This is a genomic window from uncultured Methylibium sp. (assembly GCF_902826655.1).
Lineage (GTDB): Bacteria > Pseudomonadota > Gammaproteobacteria > Burkholderiales > Burkholderiaceae_C > Methylibium.
On sequence record NZ_CADEFR010000004.1, the window covers coordinates 102,817 to 122,515 of the forward strand.

A 19,699-nucleotide genomic window follows, 5' to 3' on the forward strand; every position below is an offset into this window, starting at 1 on the left:
TCGCGCCTGCTGCGATGGCTGCTGGTGTGGCTCTACCTGACGCTGGCTCCGTCATGGGTAGCGGCGCAGCCGATCCAGATTCGAGACGACCGCGGCACCGAGCACCGCCTGAGCGCGCCGCCGCAGCGCATCGTGACCATGCTGCCGTCGCTCACCGAGACCGCCTGGGTGCTCGGCGCCGGGTCGCGACTGGTGGGCGTGGACCGGTACTCGAACTGGCCGGCCGAGGTCGCGAAGCTGCCGCACCTGGGCGGGTTGGACGATGCGCACATCGAGGCCATCGCGGCGCTCAAGCCCGATCTCATCCTGGCCTCCGCCTCGTCGCGCGCAATGGAGCGGCTCGAAGCGCTCGGCTTCTCCGTCGTGCGCCTGAAGTCGGAAAGCCATGCCGACGTGCACCGCACGCTCGACCTGATTGCGCGCCTGCTGGGCAACCCCGACGAAGGTTCCCGGGTGTGGGCACGCCTGGCCCGCGAGATCGATGCCGAAGCGAGCCGTGTGCCGGCCTCGCTGCGCGGGCAGCGCGTCTACTTCGAGATCGGCGGCGGCCCCTATGCCGCCGGCACTACCTCGTTCATCGGCGAGACCCTGGCGCGGTTGGGGCTGGCGAACATCGCGCCGCCGGACCTCGGTCCCTTCCCGAAGCTGAACCCCGAGTACATTGTGCGCGCCAAGCCCGACCTCATCATGGGCGTGCAACGCGAGCAGTCGGCCTTGATGGCGCGCCCCGGCTGGAATGCCCTGGCTGCCGTGCGTGAGCGGCGCTTGTGCGGCTTCGAGACGCCTCAGTACGAGATGCTGATTCGGCCCGGACCGCGGATGGGTGAAGCCGCCGGTCTGCTGGCGGACTGCCTGGCGCGGCTCGGGACGACGGCGACCCGATGAGCATGTCCTTTGTCTCAACGAACCGGCCGGCGTTCGACGCAGCGATGGGCGACGCAGAGGCACGCCGCCGGCTCGCGGCCGGGATCGCACTGGCCATCGTCGTGGGCCTCGCCTGCGGCCTGGCCACCGGCTCGACGGGCTTCGCGCCCAGGGACTTCTGGGCGGACCTCAACGGCAACGACGCCGCGCTCCTGCTCGGACAGATCCGCGCACCCCGGACGCTGGGTGCCGCGCTGGTGGGTGCGCTGCTGGGCCTGTCCGGCGCGATCGCGCAAGGCGTCTTCCGCAACCCGCTGGCCGACCCCTACCTTCTCGGCAGCGCGGCGGGCGCGGGGCTGGGGGTGGTGCTGGTGCTGGCGGCTGCCGCACTTGGCGGCGCCACCATCAGCCTAGCCACCGTGGCCTGGATCGAGCGCGTAGGGATTGTCACCGCCGCGTTCGTCGGCGCGCTGGCGGGGGTGTCGCTCACGTTGACGCTGGCAAGCGGCGCCGTCCACACCCTGCGGCTGCTGCTGGCCGGCGTGGTGATCGGCGTGCTGCTGGGAGGCGTCAGCGACCTCATCACGGTCGTCTCGCCGGACGCGCTGCGCGGCAAGCAGGCCTTCATGCTCGGCAGCACCGGCTTTCTCGGCTGGGACGCGCTGGCGCTGATGCTCGCCGGCCTGACGCTGCTGGTGGTGCTGGCACAGCGGCATGCCCGCGCGTTGGATGCGCTGACGCTCGGCGAGGACAGCGCCACCAGTCTCGGCCTGAACCTCGGGAAAGTGCGACTGGCCCTGGTGCTGATGCTCAGCCTCGGCACGGCGCTGGCGGTCTCGCAGGCCGGGCTGGTCGCCTTCGTCGGGCTGGTCGCCCCACATCTTGTGCGGCGCCGCGCACCGGGCACGCACGCCTGGCTGCTGGTGGCCAGCGCCGGCATGGGCGCCGCAATCCTGCTGTGGGCCGACGTCATTTCGCGCGCTCTGATCGCCCCGGAAGAACTGCCCGTCGGGGTGGTCACCGCCGTGCTGGGCGGCAGTTACCTTGTCTGGCTGCTCAAACAAAGGACGAGCGCATGAATCCGACCCTGCAGGCGCTGGGTGTGAACGTCCGACTGGGCCGCCGCGACGTGCTGCATGCCGTGAGTCTTGGGATCGGCGCCGGCTGGACCGCGCTCGTCGGCCCGAACGGTGCCGGCAAGTCGACGCTGTTGCGGGCCCTCGCAGGACTACAGCCCTTGGCGGCGGGGCAGGTCTTCCTGAACCCGGGCGCGGCGGGCCAGCCGCTCGACATGCACCGGACCGCGCCCGCCGAGCGCGCCCGCGTGCTGGCCTGGCTCGCGCAGCAGGGCGAGGTCACCGGCGAGCTGACTGTGCGCGAGACCGTCGAGCTCGGCGGCATCGCCCGTCTCGGTCTGCTGGGCACGCCGGTCGCGGCCGACCGCAAGGCTGTCGACCGTGCGATGACCTTGACCGAGAGCTTGCCGTGGCAGCACCGGCGGCTGCACGAACTCTCCGGCGGAGAACGCCAGCGTGTGCTGCTGGCGAGGGTATTGGCCACAGAGGCGCCGATGCTGCTGCTCGACGAGCCGACCACCCACCTCGATGCGCCACACCAAGTGGCCCTGGCCCGCCTGTTCAGGCGTCTGACACACGACCGCTCGGCGCCGCGCGCGGTGCTGAGCGTGCTGCACGACCTGCCCATCGCACTGCAGGCCGATCGCCTTCTGGTGCTGGATGCGGGCACGCTGCAGGCCGACGGCCCGCCGACTGATCCGGCCGTGCAGGCCGCGCTGGTGCGCGTCTTCGGCGGCGCCATCCGCATCGAGTCCGACTCCCAGGACCGCCCGCGTGTCGCTCTGGCCCTGGACGCCGCCTGAAGCCCCCTCGACCGCCTGCCCATGGACATCGTCTCACCACCCACTGCACCCCGCCCGAAGGCCGAAGGCGAACGCCGCGGCCTGATCCTCGTGCACACCGGCCACGGCAAGGGCAAGAGCACGGCCGCCTTCGGCCTGGCACTGCGGGCGCACGGCCGCGGCAAGCCAGTGAAGATCTACCAGTTCATGAAGGTGCCCTCGGCCCGCTTTGGCGAGCACCGCATGTTCGAGCAGCTCGGCATCCCGATCGAGGGTCTGGGCGACGGCTTCAGCTGGAAGAGCCGTGACCTCGAACACAGCGCCCAGCTCGCCCGCGACGGCTGGGCACGCGCCGAGGAGACCATCCGTGCCGGCGAGCACTTCCTCGTCGTGCTCGACGAGATCACCTACCCGCTGCGCTACGGCTGGCAGACGCTGGAGCCCGTGCTGGCCTGCCTGCGCGAGCGGCCGGCCCATGTGCATGTGGTGCTCACCGGCCGCGATGCGCCGCAGGAGCTGATCGATCTGGCCGACACCGTCACCGAGATGACGCTGGTCAAGCACCACCACCAGCAGGGCGTGCCGGCGCAGCGGGGCATTGAGGACTGATGGTCGCCGCCGCCGCGCTCGCCCTGGCCTGGTTGATCGACAGCCGCTTCGGCGAGCCTCGCTCGACCTGGCACCCGGTGGCCTGGTTCGGCCGCATCGCCGCGCCTCTGGGTCGTCGTGTGCACTCCTGGGCTGCACCTGCCGCCTTCGCGGCCGGTGCGGTGTTGTGGTGCAGCCTCGTCGCCGCTGTCGCAGGAGCGGCCTTCGCCGTGGAGCAGGCCGCCGGGGCAGCGCCGGCCTGGATCGCGATCCCGCTGCTCGCCGCGGCGCTGAAGCCGACATTCGCGTGGCGGATGCTGAACGACGAGGTGCACGCCGTCGAAGTGGCGCTCGGGCATGGGCTCGAACAAGGCCAAGCCCGCGTAGCCCGGCTGTGCAGCCGCGACGTCACCCAGCTCGACGCGGCTGCGGTGCGCGAGACGGCCATCGAAACGTTGGCCGAGAACTTCAACGATTCGCTGGTCGCGCCGCTGTTCTGGTTCCTGGTCGCCGGCCTGCCCGGTGCCTGGGCCTGGCGCGCCGCCAATACGCTCGACGCGATGTGGGGCTATCGCGGCCCCTGGGAATGGGCCGGCAAATGGGCGGCGCGGGCCGACGACGTGATGGGCTGTGTGCCCGCGCGCCTGGCGGCGTTGCTGCTGTGGCGGCCGAGCGTGGGCGTGGCTCGTCTCACGCGCGAGGCTCCGCTGACGCCGTCGCCCAACGGCGGCTGGCCGATGGCGGCGATGGCGTTTCGCATCGGGGTCCGGCTCGGCAAACCGGGCGCCTATGCCTTGAACGCGCAGGCCCCGGCGCCGGATGCCGCAGCACTGACGAATGCCTTGACGGTCGGCGAGGGGGCGGCACGCGGGGCGATCGCGGCTGCGCTGCTGCTGGTCGTGCTCAAGGTGAACTTGTGGTGAGCCCCGGTACGGCCGCCCGCGTCCACGGCGGTGCCGACTCACACGGTGCCGCGCGCTGGGACTTCTCCACCTGCGCCAACGCGGCGGGACCGTGCCCGGCCGCGCTCGCAGCCGTGCAGGCAGCCGACGCGACGCGCTATCCCGACCCGGCCGCCACGGCAGTCCGGCAGGCGCTGGGGGCACTGCACGACGTCGAACCTTCGCGGATCCTGCCCGCCGCCAGTGCGAGCGAATTCATCCAGCGTGTCACCGCGGTCACCGCTCGGCTTTGGCCCGGTACCGTGCGGGTTCCACGGTTCGCCTACGGCGACTACTCAGCGGCCGCCGCGGCCTGCGGGCGCGTCTGTGTCCCGGAGGATGCAGCGCGCCCGGAGGCGCCGACGCGCTGTACGCTGCGTTGGCATGCCGATCCGACGAGTCCGCTGGGCCAGGACGGCGCTGTCGCCCGTGACGATGCCCCCTGCTGCCCCGCCGTGCTCGACGCGGTGTACGCGCCGCTAAGGCTTCAGGGAGCGTCGGCGTGGAAAGCATCCGCGCGCGATGCGGTCTTCGTGCTGCACAGCCCCAACAAGGCGCTGGGCCTGACCGGCGTGCGCGGCGCCTACGCGGTCGCGCCACGAGATCGCGGTGGCGCCGGCTACGACGTGCTGGCGTCCCGAGCCGCGCTGGAAGCTGCGGCGCCGTCGTGGCCGCTGTCGGCCCACGCCGAGGCCATGCTGCTGGCCTGGGCCACGCCCGACGTGCACGCCTGGGTGGCCGAATCACGCACCCGCCTGGCGGCCTGGAAGGCGGACCTGCTGCGGCGCCTGTCGGCACGCGGCTTCGAGGTGCGGCCGAGCGTGACGCCGTACGTGGTCGTGCGCCCACCGCGCCCCGTGGCACCATCGCTGCTGCGCAGGCACCACGTCGCGGTACGCGACGCGACTTCGTTCGGCCTGCCCGGCTGGTGGCGCCTCTCGGCGCAAGCGCCCTCGGCACAGGACGCGTTGATGCACGCACTGGACCTGCTCGACGGGGGCCTGCCATGAAGACCGCCCTGATGGTCTGGGGTGCGAGCAGCGGCGCCGGCAAGAGTCTGCTCGCGACAGCACTGTGCCGCTGGGCCGCGCGCGAGGGCCTGGACGTGGCGCCGTTCAAGGCCCAGAACATGAGCAACAACGCCCGCGTCGTGCCGCTGGCCGCGCACGGATCGGACGCGGAAGTGGGCGAGATCGGCTCGGCCCAGTACTTCCAGGCGCTGGCCGCCCGTGCGGCGCCGCAGGTGGACATGAACCCCGTGCTGCTCAAGCCCGAGCGCGACACGGCCAGCCAAGTGGTGGTGCGGGGCCGGGTCGACGCCGCGCTGTCGCGCATGCCCTGGCGCGAACGCAGCGCCCGGCTGGCACGGGCCGCGCGCGAGAGCTTCGATCGCCTGGCCGCGCGGCATGAGGTTCTGGTGATCGAGGGCGCCGGCTCGCCGGCGGAGATCAACCTCGCGCCGCAGGACTATGTCAACCTCGGCACGGCACGCTGGGCACGCGAGATCGCCACCCTGCGGGCACTGCTGGTGGTGGACATCGACCGCGGCGGCGCTTTCGCCCACCTGCACGGCACCTGGGCGCTGCTGCCCGACGACCTGCGCACCAGTCTTGCCGGGTTCGTGCTCAACAGGTTCCGCGGCGATGCGGTACTGCTGGCACCCGGGCCCGAGCGATTGCAGGCGCTGACCGGCGTGCCAGTGCTGGGCGTGCTGCCGATGAACCGCGACCACGGGCTGCCGGAGGAGGACGGGCTGTACGGCGCGGCGTCGGGCCCGGCCGGTGGCCTGCGCGTGGCCATCGTCGCCTGGCCGCAGCTGAGCAACCTCGACGAATTCCAGCCACTGGCCGCTGTGGCATCGGTACGCTGGGTGCGCAGCGCGGGCGACCTGGACGGTGCCGATTGGATCGTGCTGCCCGGCTCCAAGCAGGTCAGCGGCGACCTCGCCTGGCTGAAGGCGCAGGGCCTGGACGCCGCCATCGTGCGGCATGCACGCGCCGGGCGGCCGGTGCTGGGCATCTGCGGCGGCCTGCAGGCGCTGGGTGCCTTGCTCGACGACCCCGATGGCGTGGACGGAGAGGCCCATGGCCCGCTGCCGGGCCTGGGCCTGCTGCCGCTGGCCACGCGCTATGCCGCGCCCAAGCGGCTGCGGGCCGCGCCGGTGCGCTTCGCGCATCTGGCCCACCCGTGGCAGGCGCTGTCATCTCAGCGCTGGGCCGCCTACGAGATCCGCTGCGGACGCACACAGTCCATCGCAGGTGCCGCCTCCGCGGCCACGCTGGCGTTGCACGATGCCGAGGGCCTGCCGATCGGCTGGTCGGCCGCCGCGGACCCGGGGCAACCGGACCGGCACAACGTGCTCGGCATCGCCACCCACGGGCTGTTCGAGGACGCTGCGGTGCTGCGCGCCCTCTTCGGCCAGCAGGTGCGCACGCTCGACGCCACTTTCGACGGCCTGGCGGATTTCATCGACACCCATCTCGGCGCGGCCACGCTGCGCACACTCTTTCACTGCTGACCCATGGATTCCGATTTCGACACCACCCTGCCGCTGCCCACTCTTGACCACGCCGCCCGTCCGCGTGTCCAGGCGGCGCTTGATGCCAAGACCAAGCCGCTGGGCGCACTGGGCCGGCTCGAATCGTTGGCCGTTCAGCTCGCGGTCGCGCTCGGCACCGGCCAGCCCGCCTTGCACGCGCCGCAGCTGGTGGTGTTCGCCGCCGACCACGGCATCGCCGCGCGTGGCATCTCGGCCTATCCGGCCGAGGTGACGCGGCAGATGGTGCTGAACTTCCTGACCGGCGGTGCGGCCGTGTCGGTCCTGGCGCGTCAGCACGGCCTGGCCCTGACAGTGGCCGACTGCGGCGTCGCCGCCGAGTTCGAGGCTCACCCGATGCTGGCGCGGCTGAAGGTGGCCGGCGTCGAGCGAGGCACCGCCGATGCGAGCCGCGGCCCGGCGATGAGCGAGGCGCAATGCCGCACCGCCATCGTGCAGGGCCGCCGCCTCGTCGCGGCGCTGCCCGGCAACGTGCTGCTGCTGGGCGAGATGGGCATTGGCAACACCTCGGCGGCCGCCTTGCTGATGGCCCGCCTGACCGGCGCGCCGCTGCAGGTGTGCACCGGCCGTGGCACGGGTCTCGACGATGCGGGCCTCGCCGCCAAGCGCGCGGTGCTGGCCGAGGCACTGGAGGCCAACGCCCAGGCGACGCGGCCGCTGCAGGCCCTGGCCGCACTCGGTGGCCTGGAGATCGCAACCATGGTCGGCGCTGTGCAGCAGGCCGCGGCGGGCGGGCGCGTGATCGTGGTCGACGGCTTCATCACGACAGCCGCCGTGGCAGTGGCGGCCGCGCTGCAGCCAGGGGTGCTCGCGCACTGCGTGTTCGCGCACCGTTCGCAGGAGACCGGGCACACGCACTGGCTGCAGCACCTGGGCGTCCAGGCCTTGCTGGACCTGGATCTGCGGCTTGGCGAAGGCTCGGGGGCCGCGCTGGTGTGGCCGCTGCTCGAATCCGCCTGCCGCGTGCTGGCCGAGATGGCCAGCTTCGCCACGGCCGGGGTCAGCCAGCGCACGCCATGACGATGCTGGTGCGAGAGCTGAGGCTCTTCCTGCTGGCGCTGCAGTTCCTGACCCGCGTGCCGGTGCCGGCCTGGGTCGGCTTCGACGCAGCGCTGATGCGGCACGCCGTTCGCCACTTCCCGCTCGTGGGCGTGCTGATCGGGGCATTCGGCGCCTGCATCGCACTGGCCGCGAACCGGTTCTGGCCACCGACCGTGGCGGCCGCATTGGCGCTTGCCGGTACCGTGTGGCTCACCGCGGCCTTCCACGAGGATGGCGTGGCCGATACCTTCGACGCGCTGCTGGGTACCGCTTCGCGCGAGAAGGCGCTGGCGATCATGACGGATTCGCGCATAGGCACCTACGGCGCCGTGGCCCTGGTGCTGTCGCTCCTGCTGCGCGTGCTGTTGCTGGCCGAGCTGATGGCGCGCGATCAGGCGGCAGCCGCAGTCATCCTGATCGCAGCCCATGCGGGCGGTCGCAGCGCTGCGGTGGCGTTGATGGCGGCCCTGCCCTATGCGCGCACTGAGGAGGGCGATGCAGCGCAGGCCAAGGCGGGCAGCGTGGCGCGCGACGTGCACGGCATCGACGCAGCATGGGCTGTCGCCGTCGGCCTGCTCGCGCTGGGGTTCGCGGCCTGGACCCAGGCACCGACGATCGCGGCGGGTGCCTCACTACTGGCGCTGGGCGGCATGGTCCTCATGTTGCGCCGCTGGCTTCGACATCGCTTGGGTGGCTACACCGGCGACACTCTGGGCGCCGCCGAACAGCTCGGCGAGGTCGCCATCCTGCTGTCGTTCGCCGCGTCGGCGTGGCGATGAACGGGCTGCGGCTGCACGTATGGCGACACCCGTCCGCGATCGGGGCGGAAGGCCGGTGCATCGGGCGGACGGATCTGCGCGTCGATGCCCGGCGTGCGAAGCGGCTGGCGCACCGAGTCCGCGCCTTCGCCCGACTGCATGGCCTGCCGCATATCGTCGTCACGTCGCCATTGAAACGCTGCCGCGCGGTCGGTCGCTGGCTGTCGCGCTGGGGCTGGGAACACTGGATCGACCCAGCGCTCATCGAAGTGAGCTTCGGTGAGTGGGACGGACAACCCTGGACGGCTGTGGCGCCCGAGGCGATCGATGCCTGGTGCGCCGACTTCGTGGACCACGCCCCGGGCGGCGGCGAGCCCGTCGCATCGGTGCTGCAGAGAGTGCAGTCCTTCGACCCCGGCGATGCACGGCTGCTGGTCACGCACGGAGGCTGGCTATGCGCCGCGCTGTGGGTGCGCGATCAAGGTGGCGCGCGGCCGAAGAGCGAGCGGTGGCCGGCTCCGCCGCGCCACGGGCAACGGATCGACCTCGAATGGCAGCGGATCGCACGATGAGTCGCGCCGACCAGAATGCGGCCGCGAAGGCACCAGTGCGCGACTTCACGATCGCGAGCCAGCAAAGAGACTTTTCCGAGTGGCACCTGGGCCGGCCCCTTTTCGCGGTATGGGCCCTCGCGCTGGAGGATCCAGCTCTGGACGTGCGCCTCAGACAGGTTCGAACCGCCCTCGACGGCCTGCTGCTACGCGGCTACGAGCGGCAGCCGCACATCACCCTGCACGTGTGCGGCTTCCCCACGACGACGGCACGCCGGAACGATGACTTCGCGGTCGACGAAATCAAGGTGCAGATCGACGCTCTGGTCCAGTCGGATATCGCCGCGTTCGACGTGCACGTCAGCGAGCCGTTCACGTTCACGTCCGCCGCATGCCTCTCGGTCGAGGCTGCTGCGGGCAGCTTGACCGGCATTCGATCCATCTGGGAACGGGCCGCGCCGACCTGGGACAGGACACACTATGTGCCGCACGTCACCGCCGGCCTCTATGCCGGCGCGTGGCCGTTGGCCGAGATCGAGGCGCGCCTGCGTTCGATTCCGCGCCCATCCCCCGTTGCGCTGCGAATCAGTTCGGTCGACTGGATGTGCTACGAGAGCGCCCGGATTGCCGGCCCCCTGCGAACCCTGATTCGATTCGATCTCGAGCGCCGGCAGGCGCATGTCGTCGACGGCAAGCGGCTGCGACAAACGTTCGGACAGGGAGCAGGTCAACTCGAGCAGGCATGATCACCATGATTCCCTTCAAGTCCATGCTGGACGAGGCCGGGCTGAACCGGCAGCATATCTTCGATCTCGCACGGCTCCCGCCGGACCTGCTTGCGCCGTTGGACCTTGGCGAGCACGAACGTCAGCTCATCCTCATCGGACACGCTGGGCGCCTCCTGTGGGAGCGCGTGCAGGAGCAGGCAACCGACCCGGTGCATCCGATCGACTCCTACTCGATAGGCGTGGTCGAGCAATGGGCAGCCCTTGCGCTGCCCCATGCGCGGATTCGCTTCGTCTACCCCAGGGGACTACCATCCAACCGGCACGTCGGTCTCCAGCGCCTCGGGACGCTCGCGGGTTGGCACCATCCATCCCCGTTCATGGCGGGCATCGATGCCAGGTGGGGCAGCTGGTTTGCCTACCGCGCAGCGATCATCGTGGACTCGGAACTTCCGGCTTCACCGGTCGAAGACCACGGGCATCCATGCGTCGATTGCACCGCCAAGCCGTGCATCGGGACGTGCCCAGCGTCTGCGCTCGACTCGGGGACCATGGACACGAACGCCTGCCACCGCCAGCGGCTCTCGGAAGCCTCGCCCTGCGCGTACGCCTGCCCGGCGCGACAGGCCTGCCCTGTCGGCGTCGAGCACCGGTACGACAAGAGCCAGGTCCGGCACAGCGGGACTGGATCGCTCGCAGCCATAAGGCGCTTGCTGAAGCCGTCGTAACCGCGCCGACCGGACGCCAAGCAGAAGACGAAAGCCGCGGGACAATCCGCTTGAATCAGTTGCCCCACCGCGCTTCGCGCGACCCGCGACGCACGAAGCGGGCATCTAAAATTGCGCTGCGGCGTCCGGCACAGAGGTCCGTTTCACTTCAGACCGCGGTTGGCACAACCCGCGCCGGACGAGGCACTCAGAGTGCGTGTAAGCGATCGAGGCGCCGACCAGCGGAACCCATCAGGGACAGCGAGCTCGTCTCGCATCGGAAGTCCGGATGTACGGGTGCATTCTCTTCCTTCGTGCAGCAGCGCGCTGGTCGCTTGGCAAACCGAGGGCGTCCATGTACGCCCGGGGAACACAGCTTGCACTGAAGCGGCCCGGATAGTGAACATGTGTCCGCGACAGGAGAGGCGGACACGTGAACACTTACGGGGTGGATCTGATGGGTCGTCGGCGCCGACGCCGACACAGCGCCGAGTTCAAGGCGACGGTGATCGAGGAATGCCTGAGGCCGGGCGTCTCGATCACCGCAGCGGCGCTGGCACACAGCCTGAACGCCAACGTGCTGAGCAAGTGGGTGACCGACGCCGAGCACAAGGAGCCGGTGCTGCACCCTCGTGTTGCGAAGCCATTGGCCTTGATCGAAGCGACGACGGTGCCACGGACCTGGCGAACTGCAAGAGCGTTGTCTCCGCCTTCTTCTTTCGCAACGCTTGGATATGTCCCACAGGCGGCGAAGTCATTATCCGGACCGGACAGCGCGCTTGCCTGCGATTTGTCCGCCGGGGCCGTAGTTCCCGCGCCTGCCACCCTCTAGAGTCGCGACCGCGGGCAGCCCCGATCGAAAGTTCAGCAGGACCGTCGATATGGGAGCGATTGCTCCGCCGAGTCGAGCGTCGCACGAATAGGAGACAACCTCATGGACACGCAAACGCAGCAGAAGCCTCCCTTCGGCCTGCAACTCGGACCTGTCACTTTCTCGGTGATGAGCCTGTTGGTCATTGCGGTGGGCAGCTACCTGATCTGGGCCCTACTCGCCGACCCGTCCCGAGCGGTATGGAAGACCTATCCGCAGCCGTTCGGCGTGGTGCTGTTCTGGTCGATCCTGTTCGTCGTGTTCTTCGGCTTTCTTGGGCAGCTGTGGGGCCTCGGTCACTTGCCTCAGCCGATCGGCGGCGTGACGTGGTTCATGCTCGCGACCGCGTTGGCGGTGGTCGTCCCGAGCGTCCTGCTGCACGGCTACGGGGCCCTGGACCCCGCCTTCGACATCGGCAAGGGCGGCTATACCGCGACGACGATGATCGTCCTCATCGGCTTCTACACCTGGGGCATCCTCGGCACGAGCATGGGGCATTGGCCCTGGGTCGACCTGGGGCTCAAGCAGCCGTGGGTCGGCATCGGCGGCTTTCTCTTCGGCTTCGTGCTCACCTTCTTGGGCTACCTGGTGCTGATCTATCCGAACCTCGCCAGCTGGACATCGCCGGAACGAACCGTGCTGCCGCTGACGACCGTCATCGGCTGGTTCTACAGCGTGATCGTGTCGTGGCTCACCACGTTCCTCATCCTGGACAACTGGCCATGGAGCACGCTCGGGTCACGGGCGAAGACCGCGCTCGCCGCCTTGGTCGGCAACTTCATCATCGGCACCGCCATTTACTTCTTCCTTCTGGCGTTGCTCAAAGGCTTCCTGATGCCGGTGGAAGCGCAGACGGCGCTCGGCGCCGCGATCAACATCTGGCCGGCGCACCTGGGCGTGTTCATGTCGTTCTGGCTGATCTTCTGGGCCAACGTGGCGGGCAACCCTCCGCTCAATCTCGGTCCGGCGGCCAACAGAGTGGTGCGCCTCGTCGTCACGTTCGGCCTGGCCGTCGCCACGTTCGTGGGCTACACGCGGTGGTTCGCGGTCCAGGTCCTCAACGAGAAAGAAATCTCCCCAGGCTTCGGTGGCGACCCGCTGACCTGGGTCGACTTGATGATCTACGTCATGCTGGTCTATGTCATCTACTTTGGCTCTTACGGCCTCAACCGAAAGACCTGACGGCGGCGCTACGGTCGCGGTCGAGCCGACGCGAGGCGCCGCCGAGGAACGCAAGGGTCGAGCGAGCGGATCGCAAGCGCCATGAGGATCCGCTGCAGGCTTCGGCATGCGCGGCGCGCAGATGCGCAACGCACGCTGCGACAGCGTACCCCGCTCGACAGGTGGCGAGCGTCGAGCCTCCGGGCCGGGAAGTTTGGCACGTCCTTTTCGCGAAGCCCGGGATCGTCGGAAAGCGGCCTAGGGAAGGTCTGCAAAGCCCGGTGCCGATCCGCATAGTGTGATTGGGCCTCCGATGCGACGATGGCGACCATGAAGCAACTCGGACTTGGCCTGAACCTTTCGACCAGGAGGACGCGCAAGCGCGAGTGTCTCGACGAGATGGAACGCGTGGTGCCCTGGGGCGCACTGGTGCAGGTCGGTCGTGGAGCCGTACTACCCGCGCTCCAAGACCGGCCGCCCGCCATTCGGCATCGAGACGATGCTGCGCATCCACTACCTGCAGTGGTTCGCGCTGTCGGACCCGGCGGCGGAAGAAGCGCTGCACGACATGCCGGTGTTCCGCGAGTTCGCCAAGCTCGAGGACGGTGTTGAGCGACTGCCCGACGAGACCACGATCCTGAGGTTCCGCCACCTACTGGAGAAGCACGACCTGGCCACCGACATGCTGTGGGTCGTTAACGACATCTTGGCGGCCAAGGGCTTGGCAATGAAGCAGGGCACGGTGGTCGACGCCACGCTCGTCGCTGCGCCGAGTTCGACGAAAAACGCCGAAGGTCAGCGCGACCCAGAGATGCACCGGACCCGCAAGGGCAGGCAGGGGCATGAAGGCCCACATCGGCATGGACGCGCACTCTGACCTGACTTTGACAGTTCCGGGGCACATGGCCCCGGTTCTGGCGCGTCGGGCTTGCGTAAGTCGTTGATTTGACTGGCCGTGGCGTCGTCGCTCGGCGCCAAATGCCTAGATACATGGATCGCCGTGTAGCCCTTGCTTTTCCGCGGCGATGCTGCCTACGCCGTGGGCACATGTACCTGCGCGAATCCAAGCAGCGCCGCGCCGACGGCAGCACGGTGTCGTACCTGCAACTTGCCGAGAACGTGTGGGCGCCCGAGCGGCGGCGCTCCGAGACGCACGTGGTCTACAACTGCGGCCGCGCCGACGATCGTCGTGGGCATGGCCGTCACGCGCGAAGGCTTCCCGGTGCGACACTGGGTGTTCCCCGGCAACACGGTGGACGTGAGCACGGTGGCGCAGGTCAAGCGCGACTTGCGCGACTGGCAACTCACGCGTTGTCTGTTCGTCGGCGATGCGGGCATGGTCTCGGCGGCCAACTTCAAGGCGCTGGCCGCTGGCGGCGGCAAGTACCTCATGTGCATGCCGATGCGTCGTGGCGACGCGCTGACCGAGCAGGTCCTCTCGCGCGCCGGCCGCTACCGCACCGTCAACGAGCGCTTGCAGATCAAGGAGGTCGTGATCGGTGATGGCGAGCGTCGTCTGCGCTACGTGGTGTGCTTCAACCCCGAAGAAGCCGCACGGCACCAAGCCCATCGCCGCCAGTTGCTTGACCACCTTGAAGCCGAACTGGCGGCGATGGGTGACGCCGCCCAGGATGTGCAGAGCAAGCGCGTGGCCGCGTTGCGCAGCTCCAGCCGCTATGGCAAGTACCTCACGCTTGGCGCCAGGGCCTTGCAGCTCGACGCCAAGGCGATCAAGGCCGCTGAGCACTACGACGGCAAGTTCCTCGTGCACGGCAACGACGACACCCTCAGCGCCGAAGACATGGCGCTGGACTACATGATGGTGGCGTCCACCACGGTGCCGGTCTTGAGTATCAGGCCTTGCTGCGCCAGGCCTGCGTTGATGGTGGCCAGCACCTGCGGCGCAAGGTCGTGCTTCTCCAGCAGATGCCGGAACCGCAGGATGGTGGTCTCGTCGGGCATGCGGGCCGCACCGTCAAGGCCGACGAAACGACGGTACAGAGGACGCTCGTGCAGTTCCTCTTCCATGGCTGGATCGCTCAGGTTCCACCACAACTGCAGGCAGTGAATGCGCACCATGGTCTCGATGGGAAACGGCGGTCGCCCGCCCAGTGCCTGGTGCGCGCCGCGGGCGTGCGGCTGAATCAACGCGACGAGCGCGGCCCAAGGAAGACCTGGTTCACCTCGTCGAGGAAGACCTCCTTGCGGGTCTTCTTGGGCAGCGGGTCCAGGCCAAACGTCATCTGATCCATGCCCTGCATCGTGCTACGCCATCAAGCGGCGCAACAGTCGAAGTGACCAGAGGTCTTGCAGACCGTCCCTAGGGTATTTCCCATGGGATCAAGTTTCGTTGGCGCGCCCGGACAGCGGGTCGTGCTTCGTTTTGTCTGCCATGGCTATAGCTCCGGATTCGACAGCTCCCTACAGTCGCTGCAAACAAGCTGGCCCAGAATCGGCACAGACCGGACCTGAGGAGACAATCGTGATTCGCGACGACGACGCAGACTTTCACGCACCCGATCCGGCCCATCCGACCTGGGCGGAGACCAACTACTTCGGCTTCTACAACGCCGAGGAGCATCTCAACGTCGGGGTGTATGCCCTGTTCCGCCCCAATCTCGGCACGGTCACGACCTCGGTCTGCATGAACTCGCGCCGCACGGTGACGCACTGGGAGGCTGACTTCTGCGACATGCGCTCCGCCGTGCCGATCCCGCAGCCGCGCAACCTGCGCGACTACGCGCTCAGCAGCGGCCTGCACGTGCGCTGCCTTGCGCCCAACCGGCAGTGGCAGATCGACTACGACGACGGCCACGGCACCCGCATCGACGTTCGCTACGAAGCGCTGATGCCGGCCTTCGACATCCACGATCCGGCGATGGACCCGATGTGCGCGTCGGCGTCTCAGGAGGGTAAGTTCGCCTGGGGCACCGCCTACAACGGGCACTTCGATCAGACCGGCGCCTTCAAGGGCAGCGTCACGGTGCGCGGGCGCACTGTGCCGATCGATTGCGTTTCGACGATGGACCACAGCTGGGGCCCGCGCCCCGAGCGCGGCGCGCCCGCGATGAGCTGGCTGCACGCTCACTTCTCGAAGGACTTGGCGATCCACGCCATCCTCGGTTTCAATCCGGCACAGGACAACGGGCGCGAACTGTGGCTCGCGCACGGCTATGTGCTCGAGCGCGGCAAGGTCTTCGGGCTGAAGGCCGGCACCGGCCAGACGCTGCGAAAGCAGGAGCGCTATCCCGAGAGCATCGCCCTGCGACTGACCGACGGCACCAATCGCGTGTGGGAGCTGAATGGGCGCGCCGTGACCACGATGCCTTGGGTCTACGTGCCCAACAGCATCGGCTTCAACACGCTCAGCGAGTGGACCTGCGGCACGCAGCGCGGCTGGGGCGAGGTGATGGACTTCATCGAGTTGCCGGTCCTCAATACGCTCAACAGCGCCCCGGCCACGTTGCGCGCGTCCAAACCGCTTTGAGGCTTCGCGTGCCGCCCGCCATCTTCTTCGACACAGATGACACCCTGGTGGACACGCGCGCCGCATCGTGGAAGCTGTTCGCGCAGACGAACAGCAAGCACGGTCCGGGCGCCCCCACTCGCCTTGCATCCTCTGCCATCTTCGAGGAGAGTTTCCTCGAGTCGCTGACGCGGCGCTGTTCGTCGGCATCGCGCCCTGCTTTTCAAACGCGTTTTCGGGCGACTGCAGCACGGCCTACCGCGAGGACGCGCCGGGCGGGGACATCCGCGGCGCACGGCCGCGGACGCCCAGGTGATTTGGGCGCCGCGCCGCGTGACCCGGAGGCCGGCGTGAAGGCGCAGCAGCGTGGTGGGCGGGCCGGCGCCGAGCCCGTCGCCACGCGCCGCCCGCGCGACCACTCGCCGTAGCGCCGGCCCTGAAGTTAAGCCCGTGGTCGCGTGGCTACGCCGCCTAACGTGGCCAGCAAAAAACCGAAGTTCCTTCCTCAAGGAGACACGAAGATGAAGTGCCTAGAACTGATGCCCCTCGAAGAAACCGTCAAGTGGGCCAAGCATAACTCCTGGTACGTGGCCGACCTGTTGGCCCGCCGGGGCACAGAGGGCGTGAACCCGCTGATTCCGCGCGCGGAATACGAGATGCTGTCGTTCCAAACCACGTTCTTGCAGCACCCATGGCTGTACATGTGGCTGGGCGAGAAGGTCGGCATGGAGGGCATCCGCGCAACCTGCAGCTCCGGCCACCGGGAGTTCGGGATCAAGACGATCACGCCGTGCAACATCCAGTGGGGCTGCGGGATTGCGCTGTTCGGCCGGCTGTTCCTGATCGACGGTGGTCTGATCGGGCCGAACGACTACACCGACAACCTGCGCATCATCTACAGTTTCTGGCGCACCGTCTTCGAGGGCTACATGCGGCAGAAGAAGCCCGCGGTCATGGACCTGGGCTATGCGCTGCAGGTGCTCGACCAGGACGTGGTCGAAGATCTTGGCACGAAGGTGGAGTCGCTGCGCGACCCGGAACTGCGCGCCACCGTGGGCCGCTTCAACTCGCTGGCGCAGCTGATGGGCTTCCTCGACCACTACGACAACCGGCTCGGGCTGGGCGACACCGGCCCGTACGACCTCGGCGACCGCTTGATGCTGGTCCGGGACTGCTTCGTCAACGAGAAGTCATTCCCTTGGACCTACGTCGTCGGCGACCTGCCGTTCTCGTACTCGCTGGTCCTGACCTACGACAAGAAGAAGATGATGCGCGACCGCCAGAGCGGCAAGCTGAAGATGTTCTCGATCTACAACACCGGCACGCTGTTCTGCGATCCGGCCGACTACGAGGACGAGGCACTGATCGAGGCGGCAGTCTATATGCGCGACGCCGACTTCCCGAATGGCACGACCACCAGGATTCCGCTGAATGAGCTGGAGACGCACATCGAGAAGATCGAGGGCGCAGTCGAGCGGATGTACTCGTATCTCGCGATGAAGCCACATTTCGACAAGATCCTCGAAGGCAACTGGACCTATGTCGCTGCCTCGCTGCCCTACGTGCGGGCGCACGACCTCGAGGCCGAGGCCGCCTCCATGGGGTTCTGGGACATGGATCTGCGCAGCATGGAGTACCTGCTCAAGGGCTACGGCAGGGCCGGCGAAGTCCAGCGCAAGGCGACGGCCGGGCTGGGAGCGCCTCCGCCGCAGCTTCCGGGGTTCCGCTGCAGGGGAACCAAGTTCGGCAGATACGAGATCAACAACTGACAACGCGGCGCTTCGTCGAATGGAAAGGAGCTGAACATGGCTGATATCAAAGTGAAGAAGGACGCCGAGAAGCGGTTTGCTTGGTCGCACGAGGAGTGGACCCTGAGCAAGAACTTCCAGACGGCCGACGAGTTCGAGACCTGGCTGAGCAACGAGTCGAAGTACTTCATCCGCTGCAACTCGGGCTTCTACGCCCAATGCGTGATCGTCTGCATCGAGTCCAAGGGCGACGAGTTCCTGGCTTACGTGGACGCGTACAAGGGCAAGTTCCCCCCCTGGTACACGGCCGAGGAACTGGCCGTACTCGACATCGACGAGCTGCGCAAGGAGCCGGCGAAGATCAAGTGGGACGAAGATTGGGAGTGGACGACGCTGCGCAAGACCGACTTCCCGCTGCGTCTGAAGGAAGTTGTCTTCCTCTACCCGCCTCAGGAACCCGCGATTCCGTGGCTCTTCCTCTCGCCCGAGGAAAGCGGTCTGGACAAGATGAAGATCTGACTCACCACAGGAGACACTCACATGGCTAACGAGACCGAGATCGACGGTTACCGCTACATCGGACAGGGCTACAACGTGGTTCCGATCGGCCGCCACAAGGGCGTGGCGCTGAACGTGACAGATCCGAAACAGATGATCGCGTTGATGAAGGACCCGCAGAAGATCAAAGAGACGATGGTGGTCACGCCCGGCGGCACGACGACCTTCGTCGCGCCGCTGCTGTACAAGAAGCCCGCCGGCATCATCACCTACGCCGGAACGCCCGAATCTCACCTCGGCATCGTGGGGCGCAACTTCCGCGTGCCGATCATCATGACGCTGACCCTCGAGGGGGCGGAGTCCATTCCCGACGGCACGCCGCTGCTGATGGAGTGCGACGGCAAGCTGGGCCGCGTCTATGCGAAGATGGAAGTGAAAGCGGGGGCGCAGCAAGCGCCTGCGGATCAGTCGCCCGGGTCGACGCTCGGGTAATTGCCGAATCCGGCCGGCGTCCGGTCCTGGCCGGACCGCCGCCGGAGCCCCAACGCTCGAAGGAGCGACAAGAGCGGCGCGATGCCGCCATGCGACAATCATGCTTACCGAAACTGAATTCCTCGTCTTCAATGCGGTCTATTTGAAGAAGATGGTCGCTGCACCGCAGATCGTCGAAATGACGGGCATAGGGGCGGACGACGTCGCGCGCTGTCTCGAGGACGCGACGACGCGGGGTTGGGTAATGGATATGGGCGCCGACGGCGTGATGGTGCTCGACGACGGCGCCGCTGAGGTGTTGAAGCACTACGCCGAGGCCTATGTCCAACAGCGCAAAGATCCGGCGATGACCGCCTGGTACCACGGCTTCGAGGCGCTGAACCTGCGCTTCATCGCCGCGGTGACGCAATGGCAGGAGAGCGACGGGGACTCGACCGCCGAGCGCCGACTGCTGCAAGCGGCCGAACGGCTGGCCAAGGACATCGCGCTGCTGATGCCGGCGATCCCCCGCTATGCGGGCTACGTCGGCCGTCTGGAGAGCAGCATGGAAAGGGTCGACTTGGGCGAACGCGACTTCGTCTGCAACCCGACCGTGGACTCGGTGCACAACGTCTGGTTCGAATTCCACGAGGACATCCTCACGGTGCTCGGGCGCAAGCGCGATACGACGTGAACGTACGCGCCGCCGATGCTGCGCCATGGCGCCGCGCCGATGCCGCAGGGCCGCCGCTGGGCCTCCGTCCAGCGGGCGCGGCGGGGGCGGGCGGCGCTGCATGGACGTACACTGCGGTTCGCACGGAGACCGCTTGTTGACGCGGGAGCCGCGCGGCATGGCGGGAAGGCTGCGCTCCGCGCATGCGGCCGCTTCGATGC

General features: G+C 68.3%; 19 protein-coding genes and 3 pseudogenes. 21 read left to right on the forward strand and 1 reads right to left on the reverse strand.

The window, feature by feature from the left end; translation table 11 throughout:
* The first annotated feature begins 24 nt into the window (after positions 1-24).
* The 16 genes and pseudogenes from QZV97_RS03425 to QZV97_RS03500 form a co-directional block, all read left to right on the forward strand.
* A complete protein-coding gene (locus QZV97_RS03425) occupies positions 25-885 on the forward strand; it encodes an ABC transporter substrate-binding protein (protein ID WP_295638456.1) in 861 nt (286 codons plus the stop codon).
* Positions 882-1,943, forward strand: a complete 1,062-nt coding sequence (locus QZV97_RS03430; protein WP_295638459.1) for an iron ABC transporter permease — start codon at positions 882-884, stop codon at positions 1,941-1,943. The genes QZV97_RS03425 and QZV97_RS03430 overlap by 4 nt, the downstream gene beginning before the upstream one ends.
* Entirely contained in the window at positions 1,940-2,743 is an 804-nt protein-coding gene (locus QZV97_RS03435; protein WP_295638463.1) for an ABC transporter ATP-binding protein, read from the forward strand. The genes QZV97_RS03430 and QZV97_RS03435 overlap by 4 nt, the downstream gene beginning before the upstream one ends.
* Positions 2,744-2,764: 21 nt before the next feature.
* Entirely contained in the window at positions 2,765-3,331 is a 567-nt protein-coding gene (gene cobO, locus QZV97_RS03440) for a cob(I)yrinic acid a,c-diamide adenosyltransferase (protein WP_295638466.1), read from the forward strand.
* Positions 3,331-4,233 (forward strand): adenosylcobinamide-phosphate synthase CbiB, encoded by a 903-nt coding sequence (gene cbiB / locus QZV97_RS03445; RefSeq protein ID WP_295638469.1) that lies wholly within the window; start codon positions 3,331-3,333, stop codon positions 4,231-4,233. Before cobO ends, cbiB begins: the two co-directional genes overlap by 1 nt.
* Positions 4,230-5,261 carry an aminotransferase class I/II-fold pyridoxal phosphate-dependent enzyme gene (locus QZV97_RS03450; protein ID WP_366558884.1) on the forward strand — a complete coding sequence of 344 codons (1,032 nt, stop codon included), beginning with the start codon at positions 4,230-4,232 and terminating at the stop codon, positions 5,259-5,261. The genes cbiB and QZV97_RS03450 overlap by 4 nt, the downstream gene beginning before the upstream one ends.
* The gene (locus QZV97_RS03455; protein WP_295638476.1) at positions 5,258-6,769 is read left to right on the forward strand and encodes a cobyric acid synthase; all 1,512 of its coding nucleotides are present in this window, start codon (positions 5,258-5,260) and stop codon (positions 6,767-6,769) included. The genes QZV97_RS03450 and QZV97_RS03455 overlap by 4 nt, the downstream gene beginning before the upstream one ends.
* Positions 6,770-6,772: 3 nt before the next feature.
* The gene (gene cobT / locus QZV97_RS03460) at positions 6,773-7,828 is read left to right on the forward strand and encodes a nicotinate-nucleotide--dimethylbenzimidazole phosphoribosyltransferase (RefSeq protein ID WP_295638479.1); all 1,056 of its coding nucleotides are present in this window, start codon (positions 6,773-6,775) and stop codon (positions 7,826-7,828) included.
* Positions 7,825-8,628: an adenosylcobinamide-GDP ribazoletransferase gene (gene cobS / locus QZV97_RS03465; RefSeq protein WP_295638482.1), complete on the forward strand. Its 804-nt coding sequence runs from the start codon at positions 7,825-7,827 to the stop codon at positions 8,626-8,628. The genes cobT and cobS overlap by 4 nt, the downstream gene beginning before the upstream one ends.
* Entirely contained in the window at positions 8,625-9,179 is a 555-nt protein-coding gene (locus tag QZV97_RS03470; RefSeq protein ID WP_295638485.1) for a histidine phosphatase family protein, read from the forward strand. The genes cobS and QZV97_RS03470 overlap by 4 nt, the downstream gene beginning before the upstream one ends.
* Positions 9,176-9,904: a 2'-5' RNA ligase family protein gene (locus tag QZV97_RS03475; RefSeq protein ID WP_295638488.1), complete on the forward strand. Its 729-nt coding sequence runs from the start codon at positions 9,176-9,178 to the stop codon at positions 9,902-9,904. Before QZV97_RS03470 ends, QZV97_RS03475 begins: the two co-directional genes overlap by 4 nt.
* Positions 9,901-10,611, forward strand: coding sequence for a hypothetical protein (locus tag QZV97_RS03480; protein ID WP_295638491.1), 711 nt, complete (start codon positions 9,901-9,903; stop codon positions 10,609-10,611). Before QZV97_RS03475 ends, QZV97_RS03480 begins: the two co-directional genes overlap by 4 nt.
* A 412-nt stretch (positions 10,612-11,023) precedes the next feature.
* Positions 11,024-11,422, forward strand: a complete 399-nt coding sequence (locus QZV97_RS03485) for a transposase (RefSeq protein ID WP_295638494.1) — start codon at positions 11,024-11,026, stop codon at positions 11,420-11,422.
* Positions 11,423-11,524: 102 nt separating this feature from the next.
* Complete coding sequence (locus tag QZV97_RS03490) at positions 11,525-12,643, forward strand: hypothetical protein (RefSeq protein WP_295638497.1); 1,119 nt, start codon at positions 11,525-11,527, stop codon at positions 12,641-12,643.
* A gap of 309 nt (positions 12,644-12,952) precedes the next feature.
* Positions 12,953-13,515 (forward strand): annotated as a pseudogene (locus QZV97_RS03495) (IS5 family transposase); the annotation flags it as partial.
* Positions 13,516-13,661: 146 nt separating this feature from the next.
* A pseudogene (locus tag QZV97_RS03500) lies at positions 13,662-14,120 on the forward strand (transposase); the annotation flags it as partial.
* Between the two features lie 317 nt (positions 14,121-14,437).
* Here the strand turns inward: QZV97_RS03500 and QZV97_RS03505 are convergent.
* Positions 14,438-14,874: pseudogene (locus tag QZV97_RS03505) on the reverse strand (transposase); the annotation flags it as partial.
* Between the two features lie 230 nt (positions 14,875-15,104).
* Between QZV97_RS03505 and QZV97_RS03510 the strand changes: the two are divergent.
* The 5 genes from QZV97_RS03510 to QZV97_RS03530 all read left to right on the forward strand — a co-directional run bounded on the left by QZV97_RS03510 (position 15,105) and on the right by QZV97_RS03530 (position 19,499).
* Positions 15,105-16,109: a hypothetical protein gene (locus QZV97_RS03510; protein WP_295638501.1), complete on the forward strand. Its 1,005-nt coding sequence runs from the start codon at positions 15,105-15,107 to the stop codon at positions 16,107-16,109.
* Positions 16,110-16,564: 455 nt separating this feature from the next.
* Positions 16,565-17,857, forward strand: coding sequence for a hypothetical protein (locus QZV97_RS03515; protein WP_295638504.1), 1,293 nt, complete (start codon positions 16,565-16,567; stop codon positions 17,855-17,857).
* 36 nt (positions 17,858-17,893) lie between these two features.
* Positions 17,894-18,355 carry a hypothetical protein gene (locus QZV97_RS03520; protein ID WP_295638507.1) on the forward strand — a complete coding sequence of 154 codons (462 nt, stop codon included), beginning with the start codon at positions 17,894-17,896 and terminating at the stop codon, positions 18,353-18,355.
* Positions 18,356-18,376: 21 nt separating this feature from the next.
* Positions 18,377-18,826, forward strand: coding sequence for a PEP-utilizing enzyme (locus tag QZV97_RS03525; RefSeq protein WP_295638510.1), 450 nt, complete (start codon positions 18,377-18,379; stop codon positions 18,824-18,826).
* 100 nt (positions 18,827-18,926) lie between these two features.
* Positions 18,927-19,499 carry a hypothetical protein gene (locus QZV97_RS03530; protein WP_295638514.1) on the forward strand — a complete coding sequence of 191 codons (573 nt, stop codon included), beginning with the start codon at positions 18,927-18,929 and terminating at the stop codon, positions 19,497-19,499.
* Positions 19,500-19,699 lie beyond the last annotated feature (200 nt).